The organism is Aestuariibaculum sp. YM273 (genome assembly GCF_030908365.1).
Lineage (GTDB): Bacteria > Bacteroidota > Bacteroidia > Flavobacteriales > Flavobacteriaceae > Aestuariibaculum > Aestuariibaculum marinum.
This window is the reverse complement of sequence record NZ_CP133090.1, coordinates 3,364,464-3,379,984: the sequence shown is the minus strand read 5'-3', so window position 1 is coordinate 3,379,984 and position 15,521 is coordinate 3,364,464. Positions and strand designations below refer to the sequence as shown.

The window sequence follows — 15,521 nt, the reverse complement described above, 5'->3', positions numbered from 1 at the left end:
CTATGAAGTGTAATTTTATTATAAACCACCGATATCTTTTTGTAGTATTCTGTTTAATTAAAATTTGGATTTTAAATGCTCAGGAGGTTGAATGGTCAGATACGGATGGGGTCGGTCGTTATACAATTCATGGCCTAGAATCTGTTGTTGCTGGAGAAAAAACGATGTTTGATATTTCAGATAATGATAATTGGGGGTCGTTAGAAGTGTTTACTTATGTTGATGTGTATGTTTGGGAAGGGACAGCTCACCATCCAGACGTACAGTTTCTAGATCCTAATCATTATAATGCGTCTAACAATTTGTTTTATTATATTTTTGATGAATTGAACAATCCACATGTATTTGAGGTTAAAATTGAAGCAGATCAGTCACCTGATTTTCCAGATGTTGAAGTTATTATAGAGGATGAATTTGGTATGTATTATTTATTCGAGATATATGTTGATGTAATAGAGTTGGAAACCACATGGTACGAAGATCAGGATGGAGACGGATTAGGCGATCCAAATTCAACACAGGTTAGTAGTTCTCAACCTAGTGGATATGTTGATAATAGTGATGATCAATGTCCTTTATCCTATGGTCCTTCATCAAGCAATGGTTGTCCGGTAGTTAGTTTAAGTGATGAGAATTATGTTTACACGATATCTCCTCAAATAGCAACTTCTACAGTTTCAAGCCTGTTAAATTCTCAAAAGATAGAGAGTGTGAAGTATTATGATGGATTAGGTAGAGCAAAGCAGAGTATAGGTATAGGAGCTGGAGGCACTGGAGAAGATGTTGTTACCCATATAGGTTATGATGCCTATGGCAGACAGGATAAGGACTGGTTGCCTTATGCGGCATCTGGTAATAATGGAAGTTTTGTTACTAATGCCGAATCAGGAACTAATTCCTATTATACGACTTATTTTGCCTCAGAGATTAGCTCAACGACGCCAAACCCATATTCAGAAAAAATTTATGATTATTCTCCTTTAAATATTGTAAAGGAAAATGCTTTTCCAGGTGAAACTTGGATGAATAAAGATTTAAATGATCATACAGTTAAAATCGAGTATGATAATTTAAAAACTTCAGACCAAGTTAGAAGATATACAGTTAGTTATTCAAATGATCAACCTGTTTTAGTTGATAACGGTATGTATTCTGTAAATGTTAGTTCAGAAGAATATCTGCCATCTGTTTTATTTAAAACTGTATCAAAAGATGAAAACTGGAATTCGAGTGAATTAAATGACCATACAACTCATACTTATAAAGATTATCTGGGACGAGTTGTATTGAAGAGACAATTTAATAACCAAATTCCCTTTGATACTTATTATGTTTATGATTTTAAGGGGAATTTAGTTTTTGTATTACCACCAAAATCTGAAGCAACAAATAGCAAGCCATCTCAAAGTATGCTTGATAATCTTTGTTTTCAATATAAGTATGATGGACAAAATAGATTAATAGCTAAAAAAATTCCAGGAAAAGGAACAACTTCTAATTGGGAGGAGATAGTTTACAATAGGCTGGATCAAGTTGTTTTAACTAGAGACCCGAATTTAAAAGCGCAAGGCAAATGGTTGTTTACGAAATATGATACTTTTGGAAGAGTAGCTTATACAGGATTAACGCTTAATAGTAATAGTCGTGCATCGCTACAGACTACAATCGATGGACTTACAACATCTTGGGTAACTAAACAAAGTTCGGCTACAAGCATTGCAGGAACAACAATCTATTATAATAATGGAGGTTTTCCCACATCGATTTTAGAGATACATACTATTAAATATTATGATGATTACACTTTTGATAAGTCTCCATTGGTTACACCACCATCAATTATAGACGGACAAAGTGTTGTAAACTATAATAATGCTAGTGGAACACAAAAATTAACCAAAGGATTAGTGACAGGGAGTAAGGTTCGTGTTTTAGATACCGATAACTGGATTACTTCGGTGAATTACTATGACTCAAAAGGGCGAGATATTTACAATGCGAGTTATAATGCATATTTACAGACGACTGATGTAGTTCAATCAACTTTAGATTTTACGGGTAAAACAACAAAAACGTTGACCACACATAAAAAGGGAACAGGGGCTGTATTAACAACAACAGATACCTTTACCTACGATCATGCAGGGCGCCTAGTTAGTCAAAAACAGAAGATAGGTGGGCAAGCAGAGGAATTACTTGTACTTAATGAATATGATGCTTTAGGTCAATTAAAGCAAAAGAAAGTGGGAGGGGCGGTAGCTACAACTATTGAGAACTCTGTAGGGTTGCAAACTGTAGATTACTCATATAATATTAGAGGTTGGTTAAAACAGATTAACAATCCGGCTAGTTTAGGTACAGATCTTTTTGGATATAAGATTAATTATAATGACCCAGTAGCCACGTCTACTTTACAATCGTCACCGCTATTTAATGGCAACATTAGTGAGACTCAGTGGAAGACAGCAAATGATAATGTGCTTAGAACTTATGGATATAAATATGATGCATTAAATCGTATTACACAATCAAAATTTAGTGATCAGGCAAATTATTTTTCAGAGTTTTATAGTACATTATATTTATATGATAAAAATGGTAATATAGAGTATATGGATAGGAATGTTTGGTATGATGAACATGATGATTTTGAAGATAATACATTAGATTATAGTTACCAAGGTAATAAGTTAGTTAGCTTACATTTGCAGGATAATGCATTTGGAGATTCTTTTAGGTATTATATTTATGATGCAAATGGAAATTTGTCTGAAGAGGTAAGAGAAGAAAATGGTTTTCAAGGTATATATAATGGACAACCAGAACGACAAATAAGTTACAATCATCTTAATTTACCAAATTATATAAATATTGATTCAAATGGAGCTGAAAATGATATATTAGGCGAAGAATTGTCAAGTGGAACAATTACATACAAATATGATGCTACAGGTAAAAAAATAGAAAAGAAAGTATCCGTGAGTGGAAATACAAGTGTTTATACTTTTTATACTGGAAATTATGTTTATTCTAGGATTGGGGATACAGGTGATGGAAGCTTGAAGTTTTTTAATCATCCTGAAGGATATGTAAATGCAGAGAATGGATATAAATATGTGTATCAATTTAAAGATAATTTAGGGAATGTAAGATTGTCTTATGAGAATATTGGAACAACTAGTTCTCCAAATCTTGAAATACTTGAAGAGAACAACTATTATCCTTTTGGTCTTAAACATAAAGGGTATAATGGTAACATAAATTCTACTAATTTAGCACTCAAATATAAATTTGGAGGTAAAGAATATCAGGATGAGTTAGGATTAAATTGGTATGACATTACGGCTAGGAATTATGACCCTGCATTAGGTAGGTGGTTTGTTATTGACCCTAAAGCAGATGATATTTTACAAGTAGATTTAAGCCCTTACAATTATAGTTGGAATAATCCTGTAAATTTAAATGACCCTGATGGGGAGTGTCCTTGGTGTTGGGGTGCTGTGATTGGATTTGCGGTAGAATATACGGTTCAAGTAACTTCAAATTTAGCTAGTGGACAGGAGTTGGGAGATGCTTTAACTAATGTTGACGGAGGTAAGTTATTAATAGCAACTGCAACTGGAGCTGCTACAGGTGGATTGTCGAGTGTAAAGGTAATCGGAGCTACAGCGAATGTTTATAAAGCTGTTGCTTTATCTTCAACAGCGGCAGGTGGGAATATTGTGAAGCAAGCTATAGTGGATGAAAACAAAATGTTAGACCCTGTTGAAATGGCGACTGATGCTATTTTGGAGGGAGTTCCAATACCTAAAGTAGAAGTGCCAAACGTTAGTTCCAAAACTATTAAAACAGCAGAGAGACAACTTGATAGGGCAGAAAGAGTAGCAGGAGATAATCCTAGACCGTCTAGAGCTCAAGCTGTAAAGGATTCCAAAGAAAAGGTCGAATCCTTAAATAGTAAAAAAGAAAATATTGAAACAATAAATAAGGTTGGTAATGATGTTAAAGATTCCGTGATTAAGGAGAGTATAAAGAATGAATTGGATGATAATAAGAAAAAAGATTATTAAAATGGAAATTATATAGTTAAAAATGAAAAAAAATTGGCTTGATATTATACTGTTTTTAGGGGTTGCTTTAATGATAACTGTTTCGGCAGTAATATTTATAAAAACATATGAGAAGAAAGAAATTATAGAGGAAGGTATCCAGGTTGAAGCAGAAGTGTTAGAGTCTCCAAACTCTTGCGATAATTTAGGGCGAAGACCTCCGTATAGCAAAATTAAATACCTCAATAAAATATTTATAAAAAAGACAGGTAATGATATTTGTCATTTAGTTTCACAACAGAAGTATGTAACCGTTTATTCAAATAAAAGTGGAGACGAAATTATATTTTTTGAAGAGTATAATTCAATGCAGTTTGTTTACGCCATAGGGATATTTTTAATTGCTATAGGAATAATAATTAAGAAAATTATAGAGAGAAATTAATGAGAGGTTTTTTTTTAGTATTATTTTTTATTAGCTTTTTTAAAATGTTTTCCCAAAATGAAAAAAGTTTTTTTGTAGAGAATAATAATAAATATGTCATTTTACTTGATAATGATGTTGAAGTTGCAAATAAGACTATAGGCAGTACGGAAATGGATTTTTTTGTTAAAAAAGATGATAGTAATTTGGGATATACTTTGGTTGTGTCAAAAATATTTGAGCATGAATTTGTTGAAGGAGATTTGTTAAGAACTAATTATGAGGATTTCTTTTTGGAATCATGTGGTTGTGAAATATTGAATAAAGAGGTGGTGGAAAATCATAATTTAGATACATATAGATTTAAAATTAAAGTAGATAAAAAAGGAAACAAATTTTTAGGTTATAATGATAGTTTTGTTTTTGGAGATTTTTTGTATAATATTTTGTTTTTAGCTCTGGAAGACGATTTTTATAAATATCGTGAAAGATATTTCGAAATTATGCAATCTTTGGTAGTCAATGGGAAAACTACCATCAATGGAGAGTATTAATGTTATGTTATTTATCAAGACTTAAGTTAGGATAGTTGGCTTATTTCCTAAGCCACTTAAAAACCTCAAAAAATAGTAACACAACCCAAGTTAAAATATACACGATAAGTGTAAATATTAAGCCAATAACCTTCAGGTCTTGCCCTATGGTTATTGGTTTATTTTTTTGCTCCGCATACTTAAACGCCATGCTATTCCTGAGCTCATTTTAAGATAAAGTGTCCCATATAAGGGAAACGGTTAAATATGAGTTGGTTATTATTTTGTGTTAGAATAAAAGCTAATTAAAATGTTTTTTTAGAAGGTAAAGGAAATTAAATTACTCTAGTTTTAAATTATTTCTGATTTATAGACATACTTTACAAGGAGTATTTCTGTTTTGAGCTATTCTGTACTGTATTTGATCTTTAAATTTATTAGAATAGATGCTAAAATCGATAGAGGAGTCATTAAAAATTTCAAAAGGCGTGTTTCCGTTCAAGCTAAGTTTTGGTCGTTGTAGGTTGTATGTATCGATGGCATGACTAAGTACTGCCTCAAGCTTAATCCGGGAGTTAATATGTTTGGGGTATAAAAATTGGTATTTCAGCACTTTATTAAATGCTTCGATCATAGAATTAGAAAACAATACATCATGTTGAGCTATTTTATGTTGAATCGCTCCATCGGAAGCTTCTATAACTGCACTAACGTTGGCGTTGACATTTTCAGAACCACCATCTGTTAAAAATAACGTCTGTTTTGGTTTGTATTTCAGATAAGCACTCTGTAATAAGTGGCGAATGGTTTTTCCTGAACTGTGCTTTTCAATTTGATAACCCAGAACCATTTTAGAAAAGTGATCCATTAAAATATGGATGTAGTGCTTAACGCCGTCATTCGTTTTAAAAATAGTGACATCCGCACACCACACCTCATTAGGTCTTGTAGTTTTAAGCGGATTATAATTATTAGGTTTTGTTATGATGTTAGTACCCGTAAAGCCTAAAATATTACAGTATTTGTAAAAGGTTGATAGTCCACAGGAAAGGGCATCATCTCTTATGGCTTTTAGATAAATAGAAGATTTTGACCATAATTTATAGGAGTCATGATTCATATAGTTTTTAATGGTGCGTACTTCACCTGTTAAGAGTTGATTTGGCATTTTTCTGGTGCACCATTTGTAATAGGAGGCTTCACATTTATGAATAAGGATGGTTTTGTAGTTCTCAAAAGAGCTTCTGGATATATTGAAAAGGTTTAGAGCTTTATTTATAGGAACGCTGTGCTTTACAGATTCTACACAGTTAACCACCAATGCCATGTTGTCTTTAATAAGCGACTTGAAACCTTTCACGTTAGAGATAATTTGGTTTAAGGTATCGGAGAGTTTAAAATAACCTTCGATTACGGTTTTAATTTTAGCAGACTGATTAAAACGTTTAATTAAATCGATTTCCTGATTGATAAATTCAGAAAGTTCACAGCCTTTATATTTGCTTTCAGACTCTTGTTTCCACCGGGATATATTAGAACTGGGAATATTGTGTCTTAGGTTTTCAGGAATATGCGCCTCTAAACCTACCCTGTAATAATGCTTTATACAGGTGTCCCAAGATTGGCGTTTTAAACTGGATTGAATTTTGATAAGTCTTTTTTAAGAGCAAATTTCAGAATTAAAACCTAATAAGTAATAAGGTTTTACCTTATCAATTGCACGGTGAAACCCCACCAGTTTTATCTGTTATTCTTGTAATTTTCAGACTGTATAATATTAAATATCAATTATTAATATGTTAAAACAGTTTGCGCTAAAGAAGACCTGGCAATTAAAAATTTTGTTTTTATGTATGCTGGCTAGTACTTGTTTGATTGCTCAAGGACTACCTGAATTGCCATCAATTATTCAACCTACACCAGCAGTTGCAGAGCTGGGTAAATATGGAACCTATCCTGTTTCCATGAATACAGGAATACCTAATATAAGTTTTCCATTGTTTGAGGTGAATGTTGCTGAAATTTCCTTACCATTTAGTTTGTCTTACCATGCAGGAGGGATAAAAGTGAATCAAGAAGCCACAGAAGTAGGTTTAGGTTGGAGTATTTCAGGGAACATGGTTATACACAGAAATGTATTAGGAACGCCAGATGAAATGCCAGAAGGGAATTTCAATATGCCAGTCATGGATTTTGATGAATATTATGCTAAAGTATCCCAGGGCGGGTATTCTGAAATTGAAGAAAATTATTATGATTTAAAAGCTTCTGCAGATGGCGCAGGAAGAGACACGAGGCCTGATATGTTTAATTATAACTTACCAGGGAAATCAGGGCAATTTATGTATGCGTCAGATAGGACCTATATGACTTTTCCTTACGAGCCAATAAAAATACTACGTAACACTATGGGGAGTGATTATGCTTTTTCAATTATAGATGATAAGGGGACTGAATATAGATTTAGAGATATAAATAAGATTTTGATTGATGATAGTCCTCAGCCAAGGAATAATTATATAACAGATTGGTATGTAACAGAGATTGTATCAAGAACGAAAAAAGATACAGTTTATTTTGAATATGAAACATGCGGTTATGTGAAGGAGCAAAAGTCATATTATCAAATGATGGAAAGTAATGCATCTGGATTAGAAGAGGAGAGTTATTCAATAGTTAGTCAGGAGGAGATGCGCGTAAAAAAGATAAGTTATCGTTTAGGAGAAGTAATTTTTAATTACAATACGCAACGATTAGATAGGACTCAGAGTTCAGCTAAAAGTCTTGATAATATAAGAGTCTATGATTTGAATGGGGAACTAGTTAAAGGGTTTGATTTTGTTTATGATTATTTTACTGCAAATTTTGGGTTGTCTGGTTACCCTGATTCTGATACTAAGAGATTAAAATTGTTGAGTTTTTCGGAGACTTCAGAGGCAGGTTCTGACATTGGTAAAAAATATGAATTTGATTACGAGGCAAATATAGGTATTCCAAGAAAGAGTGAATTTTCTCAAGATTTATGGGGTTTCTTTAATGGTAAGTTAAATTTCAGTTTAATATCATCTAAGACTGTTCAGGGTGATGATTTTTATTTATCGGACTTATATGGCACTACAAATTGCTGTCAAAATCCAACTACGGCAGAACAAAATACCACTTATAATATAGGTTCGGCAAATAGGGCGGTTGATACAAGTAAAGTAAGGATGTGTATGCTTAATAAAATTACATATCCAACTAAAGGGTATTCAATATTTAAGTTTGAATCCAATTCTTATACGTCGGAGTTATCAGGAACACCTACAACAGTTTATGGTGCGGGACTTAGAATAGCTAATATTAAGAATTATAACTTTGATGGTACGTTAGAGTCTTTTGAAGAGTATAAATACGGAGTGAGTGAAAATGGACTTGGAGAAAAGCTATTTAATGAAGATTTGTTGTTTAAAGATTATGATGATTACACTCAAGAATTTTGGGAAGGAGAGATGCCATATACTGGAGGTTGTACAGGAAGGGCTTCTTCATGGCATAGAAAATACCTGGGGTTAGAGGTATATTCAGCATTAAATTATAATGAGGGTAATTTAATTTATCCTGAAGTAAATCATTATCAAGGAACAGACCTTTCAAACTTAATTAAAACTAAATATGAATATATTTTAGTTTCCGAATCTATTATAGATGCTCCAGAAGTTTACAAACCAGAGCGTTACCTTAATAGTGGGAATTATGCAAATTTATGTCATAATTGGACAGATTCACAATTGATAAAAAAGACATCTTATTCTAAAAGTGGTGGCGTGTATACTCCAATACACTTAGAGGAATTTATCTATAATGAGGTTTACTCCAAAACTGATTATGGCTTGTTGTTTAAAGAATTACAAAAATATATAGAAGCGACCTGTATACGTACTCCTGGATCAGGAGGAAACCCTTATTATTTTATTGCAAATGAATTCCTTTATAAAAGTCGAGCCTATCGTATGACGGAGAAAAAAGAAACCTCATATTTACCGACAACATCGGAGGCAGTGGTTCAAACAACGACCATGGATTATGATAATACGGATCATATGCAAATGACGGTTTCAACGACGACGTCGAGTGATGGAAAGACATTAGTAAATAAGATGTATTATCCAGATGATATTACCTCTTCTAGTTATCTTTTAGGAGGTCCATTAACAACACTTCAAAATAATGCTATTAATCGTCTAAATTCAGATGGTGATATTCATAATGTAGTAGTTCCTATTCAAAGAGAAGTTTATCAGGATGATAATAGCAATGGCGTCGCAGACCCATCGGAACTTGTTTCTTTACAACGAACAAATTTTAAAGATTGGGGAGGAAGTGTGGTGCTTCCAGAAGAGATTAGCACCCTAAAAGGCGTTTATAACAGTAGTTCAAACCCTTTACAATCCAGAATTTATTATCACGATTATGATGATAACGGCAATCCTATAGAGGTTAGTACGGCTGATGGTATTCATATCTATTATATATGGGGTTATAATAATCAATATCCCGTTGCTAAAATCGAAAACTTCACATCAGCACAGGCTTCTAATGTTCAAAGCTTAATTAATGCAGTAGTCAGTGCATCAGACAGTGATGATTCACAAGTAGATGAGGATTTACTTCGAACCTCGCTTTCAAACCTTAGAAACAGTTCGTATTTGTCGGGGGCTATGCTAAGTACATATACCTATGACCCATTAGTTGGAATGACTAGCATGACTGACCCTAAAGGGTATACTACCTATTATCTATATGATGCATTTAATAGACTTCAGTTTGTTAAAGATGATAGTGGCAAGGTACTAAGTGAGAATGAATACCATTACAAAGGACAATAACTAAAAATCCATAAAACAGATGAAATCTATATATACATTGACACTATTATTAGTGTTCATTTTAATGCCTATGTCTGAAGTTTCCGCTCAGATAAGTGAAGCAGATCTAATAGGTACTTGGAAATTGAACTATGAGAATACTTTAAGTAAAGTCAGTCAAGCCATGCGCTCTAAGTTTGATTCGTTACCAGCGCCAGTTCGCACAAAAGCAGAATTGGCCTACCGAGACCGGTTAATCTATTTGAAATCAGATAAAAGTTTTTTAATGAGGCTAACAGATGGTAAAACCGTCAGCGGCTTTTGGAAATTTAAAGAGGGAGCAAATCAATTGGAAGTTAGCACCTCCGGAGGTAAGGTTTTTAATTATAAGGCTCGTGTTTTAAACTTTAACACATTAATACTTGTAATTGATCCTTTCAATACAAGTGCATTATTTTCAGAAATGGAGTTTACTAAAATCAAAAATTAAAATGGTATGGATAAGATGTATATTTATTTACGAAGCTTAACGGTTGTTTCCTGTTTTCTTTTGTCATTTAATCTTTGGTCTCAAGGATATTATATAAGTGGACCAACCTCTGTGAGTTCAGGACCTACTTACACCTATACTGTCATGGACCCTAATTATAATGGGATATCAGGAATTAACTGGATTAATAATAATGGCGATATTCAATCGATATCCAGTACCAGTGCTGAGGCAACGTTCTATTCAGGTAGTTCAGCTACTATTGTGGCTGAAGTTTATGATGGTATGTATAATTATAACCTTGTAACTCTTAACGTAACTATTGGTACGGGGCCACCAGCTGTGCCCCCTGCACCTACCATCCAAAGCACGAATTGTGGAAATACGGTTTTAGCCAGAAGTAATCCTCCTAGCGGTGTGGTTTATTATTGGCAGAGTAGTAGTAGTGGTACCAGTACTTCAAATTTTTCAAGTACGATAACAAAAACCAGTAGTGGAACACAATATTTGCGAGCCAGAAGTACAGGAGGGACGTGGAGTACAGCATCGAGTAGTAAATCGTATACGGTTACTCAACCTACCACATGGTATAATGATCAAGACGGTGATGGTTTGGGAGATCCATCGAGTACGCAATCTGCTTGTAGCCAACCTATAGGTTATGTGTCTAATAATGATGACCAGTGTCCAGCACAAGCAGGGAGTTTAGGGAATGGCGGTTGTCCTTTAAGTGATGAAAATTATATACATACATTTGCTTATCAGGAAGCCTATGAAGAAGGTCAATTAGGTTTAGCACTTGAGGAGGAAAAGCAGGAGGTCGTTACGTACTTTGATGGTTTAGGCAGACCCAAACAAAGTGTAGGCATTCGAGCAGGAGGCAATTTAGAAGATGTTATTACCCATATAGGTTATGACGATTATGGCAGACAAGTTAAGGACTATTTACCTTATGCAGCAGTAACCAATGGAGGTTTAATAAGAACAGATGCATTAAGTGCAACAGGCTCTTTTTACAATACCTCCAAGTACGAAAATACTTTAAATCCATTCTCAGAGAAGAATATAGAGGCCTCTCCGCTCAACAGGGTACTGGAGCAGGGAGCTCCTGGAGCAGATTGGGCAGTCAATAAAACCAGTGATTCCGACCATACCATCAAATTTGAATACCAGACCAATGCAATAGAGGATTATGTGCGCTTGTTTGGAGTGTCTTTTGTAAATGGCGACACTAAAAATCCTCAACTAGAAGATAATGGGTTTTATTCAGGAAATGAGTTGTACAAAACAATAACAAAGGATGAAAACTGGAATTCAGGTAAGAATAAAACAACGGAAGAATACAAAGACAAGCAGGGAAGAATTATATTAAAACGAACATTTAAAAGTTCTAAATGGCATGACACCTATTATGTTTATGATGATTTTGGAAATTTAACTTATGTTTTAACTCCAAAAATGGGTACTTACCAAACAGGGGATCAAATGTGGCTTAATAAAACTAGTAACTATAATATAGTACCTGATATATTTACTGCAGAAACAGAAATGGATGAAGTTGAAAGTGAAATTGAAGTGGGTCATAATAATGGGAATTTTGATTTTTCTATAGTGATGGAAAGTGGGAATGGTCTATTCTTTGTAGATGGTACAGTTGAAGTTTTAGATTTAAGCTATTTTGAACCAGCGATACCAGATATGAATCTTGATTATTGGTATGATATTTACGGCATTGTTCAAGATGCGTTTATTGAAAATGAAAAATTATATTTTACAATAGATAATAATGGTTTTGGTGATTCTAATTTCGAGTTTTACGGCGAGGTAAATTATACTAATTACACGTTGCAACGTACAATTAGTCAATCCGAATTAGATAATTTAGCCTACCAATACAAGTACGATGAAAGAAACCGTTTGATAGAAAAGAAATTACCAGGAAAAGATTGGGAAGAAATCGTTTATAATAAATTAGATCAACCAGTTTTTACCCGCGATGCCAATTTAGAAGATGATGGTAAATGGCTATTTACTAAATACGATGCCTTTGGACGTGTAGCGTATACAGGTATTATTACTTCTAGTCTATCAAGAGAATTATTACAGGCAGATGTTAATAACATCCAAAATCAATATGAAGAAAAAACAGGAGCTAATAGTATTGCAGGAACAACTATATATTATAGTAATAATGCATTACCTTCTGTGGTATCCATTTCAGAAATATATACTATAAACTATTATGATGATTATACCTTTGATGGATTCACAACTCTACCCCAAACCATATACAGTCAAGATATAGTTAACTATGATAATACCGATAAGTTAAAAACTAAAGGATTATCGACATGTAGTAAGGTTAGGGTGTTAGATTCAGGTCCAAAAAAATGGATAGTAGCCGTTACGGGGTATGATGAGAAAGGGCGAGCTATATATGTAAAAAGTACAAATGAGTATTTGAATACTACTGATATTGTAGAAAGTAAATTGGATTTTGTGGGTAAAGTAGAAGAAACCAAAACAACCCATCAAAAGACAGGGCAGATTGATATTGTTACAGAAGATGTTTTCGAATATGACCATATGGGGCGATTAATAAGTCAGAAACAAGATATCAATAACCAAGACGAAGAACTTATAACTAAAAATCATTACGATGAATTGGGGCAACTTATTAAAAAGGATGTAGGGAATACTGAAGTAAATCCATTGCAAGAGGTAAATTATACCTATAATATTAGAGGGTGGCTTAAAACAATTAACGATCCAGTAACAATGCATGAAGATGGTGATTTGTTTAGTTTTGGAATAAATTACAACAAACCAGATGGCCCAACAACTTCAGTTTACACCAACGTACCATTGTATAATGGCAATATAAGTCATGTACTATGGAAAACAGATAATAAAGATGGAGGCTTAAGACATTATAATTATCAATATGATAACCTTAATAGGATTACTAGTTCTAAATTTGCTGAGAACCATTTATATAAATCACACTTCAATGAGTATATTTATGATTACGATCGTAATGGTAATATAGGAAGGATATTTAGGTATGGGCAACATCCAACAAATAGTCAAAACAGTTACCCAATGGATAATATAACTTATGTATACGATTATGGAAATAAATTAATTAACGTTAACGATGGCTATAGAGTAAATTCAACTTCTAATGCTATGGGAGGGTTTATAGATGGTAATACTGTAGGAAATGATTATGCCTATGATGATAACGGGAATATGATTCAAGACTTAAACAAGGGGATAAATTTAATAAGTTATAACCATTTAAATTTACCAGATTTAATAAACATTAACGACGGAGATAGTAATGTTGGTACAATTTCCTATATTTACGATGCTACAGGAGTGAAACTAAAAAAGGAAGTAAGTTTAGGGACTACTACGGAGTATGCTGGTAATTACGTTTACCAAAATGGTTCATTGAAATTCTTTAATCACCCTGAAGGCTATGTAGAGCCCAAAGTTGAAAGCAATCTGTCGGCAGGGTTCAATTATATTTACCAATATAAGGATCATTTAGGAAATATCAGGTTAAGTTATGCCGATAGTAATGGTGATGGTGAGATAAAAGGTGCTTCTGAAAATGTTTTCTTGGATGATTTAGATAATAATAGCTCTAGTGGATGGGATAGTGTTGGTGCTCTTTATGGGACATCAGCAACTATTGATAATACCCATAGTAAATCTGGAGATTCAGCAGTTAAATTACACATGGCATCTACAGGGAGTAAATATGCACATTCAAATATTTGGTATCCAATAAATAATTCTGTTGCTACAGATTATTATTTTTCAGCTTGGGTTTATGTTGAGAATACAGGTCCTGCTAATTATTCGTGGGCTAGGTTGTTCTTTTTTATGAACGAAGATACAGAGACAACATATTATACTGATATAGATTATATTCCAGAGACTTATATTAAGTATAAATGGATCTATTTAGAAAAAAAGGTGACAGTGCCTGCAAATATAGATAAAATAAATCTTAGGATAGGGGTTTACAATAATTCAAACTCAGGTTCCACCATTTCAGCATGGTTTGATAATTTAAGTATTCGTAAGGCTAATGATCCTAATGACATAGAAATCTTAGAAGAAAACAACTATTATCCTTTTGGTCTTAAACATAAAGGTTATAATACTAACGTAAATTCTACTAACTTAGCACTCAAATATAAATATAACGGAAAAGAACTGAATGATGAGATTGGGCTTGATTGGTATGATTTTGGAGAAAGAAATTATGACCCAGGAATAGGAAGATGGATGAATATTGACCCGTTTGCAGAATTTATGAGGAATCAATCACCTTATAATTTTGGATTTAATAATCCTATTTATTTTAGTGATTATGCAGGTACGATACCTTGGCCTTTACCAGAATTTTGGAAGATATGGAGTAGAAAGAGTGAACCAGATGAGTATTTTGGTTATATAAAAAGACGAAAAAGAAATCATTATGGGTTAGATTTAAATTATAGTGGGGGAGGAAATACAGATTATGGAGCTCCTGTAGTAGCAACTCACTCTGGTAGAGTAGCCCGAATAATCCCTTTAAGTGCTAATGATGGGGGTGGGAGAGTAATTGTAATAGAATCACCTGATGGAAGTTTTCAAACCAAGTATATGCATTTAAGTTCTGTTGCGGTTCAAGAAGACCAAGAAATAAGTGAAGGGGAAACAATTGGTTTAATGGGAGGTTCTGCTTTTGGTAAAGAAAATGGTAGAACAGCACATTTACATTATGAAATACATAAAAGAAACTCAAATGGTTCTTATAGAGCTGTTAATCCATGGAACGGAAGTCAACCTATTGACCCACAAACTTGGGTAAATCCGATGCCTTCTTTAGTTTCAGGGACAGAAACACAGTGGTCTACTTATTGGTCAAATGTTATGGACACCATAACTGAAGGAATGGGTAATACGGGGGATAAAGGTACTGGTTCAGGCGAATCAAAAAGTGGAAATAGCCGCGAACCTCTTACACCTTTACCATCCATTACTCCAGCACCAATTACACCATTACCAACAATAGAACCAGTACCAGGTACTGTAACTCCAATAAACCCAAGTCCAAGTCCTTCTCCATCACCACCACCAATTAAACCACCAAAACCATGTATTGATTGTTAAATTTTA

At 33.6% G+C, this 15,521-nt stretch carries 7 protein-coding genes; 6 read left to right on the top strand and 1 reads right to left on the bottom strand.

All coding sequences use genetic code 11. The features are described 5' to 3' along the window. Window positions 1-2: 2 nt before the first annotated feature. Genes RBH94_RS14405 through RBH94_RS14395 form a run of 3 tightly spaced genes read left to right on the top strand, consistent with a single transcriptional unit; the run spans window position 3 to window position 5,027 of the window. On the top strand, window positions 3-4,070 hold the full coding sequence (locus RBH94_RS14405) for an RHS repeat-associated core domain-containing protein (RefSeq protein ID WP_258226963.1): 4,068 nt from the start codon (window positions 3-5) through the stop codon (window positions 4,068-4,070). Window positions 4,071-4,092: 22 nt separating this feature from the next. After that, entirely contained in the window at window positions 4,093-4,494 is a 402-nt protein-coding gene (locus tag RBH94_RS14400; RefSeq protein ID WP_258226964.1) for a hypothetical protein, read from the top strand. Next, window positions 4,494-5,027 carry a hypothetical protein gene (locus RBH94_RS14395; RefSeq protein WP_258226965.1) on the top strand — a complete coding sequence of 178 codons (534 nt, stop codon included), beginning with the start codon at window positions 4,494-4,496 and terminating at the stop codon, window positions 5,025-5,027. Before RBH94_RS14400 ends, RBH94_RS14395 begins: the two co-directional genes overlap by 1 nt. A gap of 346 nt (window positions 5,028-5,373) precedes the next feature. On the opposite strand, the gene RBH94_RS14390 is transcribed toward RBH94_RS14395, so the two are convergent. Next, complete coding sequence (locus RBH94_RS14390) at window positions 5,374-6,366, bottom strand: DDE-type integrase/transposase/recombinase (RefSeq protein WP_258226966.1); 993 nt, start codon at window positions 6,364-6,366, stop codon at window positions 5,374-5,376. Window positions 6,367-6,859: 493 nt separating this feature from the next. Between RBH94_RS14390 and RBH94_RS14385 the strand changes: the two genes are divergently transcribed. From RBH94_RS14385 to RBH94_RS14375, 3 genes are read left to right on the top strand one after another with little or no spacing between them, the layout of a single operon-like run. Further along, a complete protein-coding gene (locus RBH94_RS14385; RefSeq protein ID WP_258226967.1) occupies window positions 6,860-9,874 on the top strand; it encodes a hypothetical protein in 3,015 nt (1,004 codons plus the stop codon). A 19-nt stretch (window positions 9,875-9,893) separates the two neighbouring features. Next, window positions 9,894-10,343 (top strand): hypothetical protein, encoded by a 450-nt coding sequence (locus tag RBH94_RS14380; protein WP_258226968.1) that lies wholly within the window; start codon window positions 9,894-9,896, stop codon window positions 10,341-10,343. A 6-nt stretch (window positions 10,344-10,349) separates the two neighbouring features. Beyond that, window positions 10,350-15,515 (top strand): DUF6443 domain-containing protein, encoded by a 5,166-nt coding sequence (locus RBH94_RS14375; RefSeq protein ID WP_258226969.1) that lies wholly within the window; start codon window positions 10,350-10,352, stop codon window positions 15,513-15,515. Window positions 15,516-15,521: the final 6 nt, after the last annotated feature.

What these genes read in the sequence shown, in the direction of transcription:
- RBH94_RS14405 (WP_258226963.1), top strand. Translation starts at nt 3, where the DNA reads ATGAAGTGTAATTTTATTATAAACCACCGATATCTTTTTGTAGTATTC.
- RBH94_RS14400 (WP_258226964.1), top strand. Translation starts at nt 4,093, where the DNA reads ATGAAAAAAAATTGGCTTGATATTATACTGTTTTTAGGGGTTGCTTTA.
- RBH94_RS14395 (WP_258226965.1), top strand. Translation starts at nt 4,494, where the DNA reads ATGAGAGGTTTTTTTTTAGTATTATTTTTTATTAGCTTTTTTAAAATG.
- RBH94_RS14385 (WP_258226967.1), top strand. Translation starts at nt 6,860, where the DNA reads ATGCTGGCTAGTACTTGTTTGATTGCTCAAGGACTACCTGAATTGCCA.
- RBH94_RS14380 (WP_258226968.1), top strand. Translation starts at nt 9,894, where the DNA reads ATGAAATCTATATATACATTGACACTATTATTAGTGTTCATTTTAATG.
- RBH94_RS14375 (WP_258226969.1), top strand. Translation starts at nt 10,350, where the DNA reads ATGGATAAGATGTATATTTATTTACGAAGCTTAACGGTTGTTTCCTGT.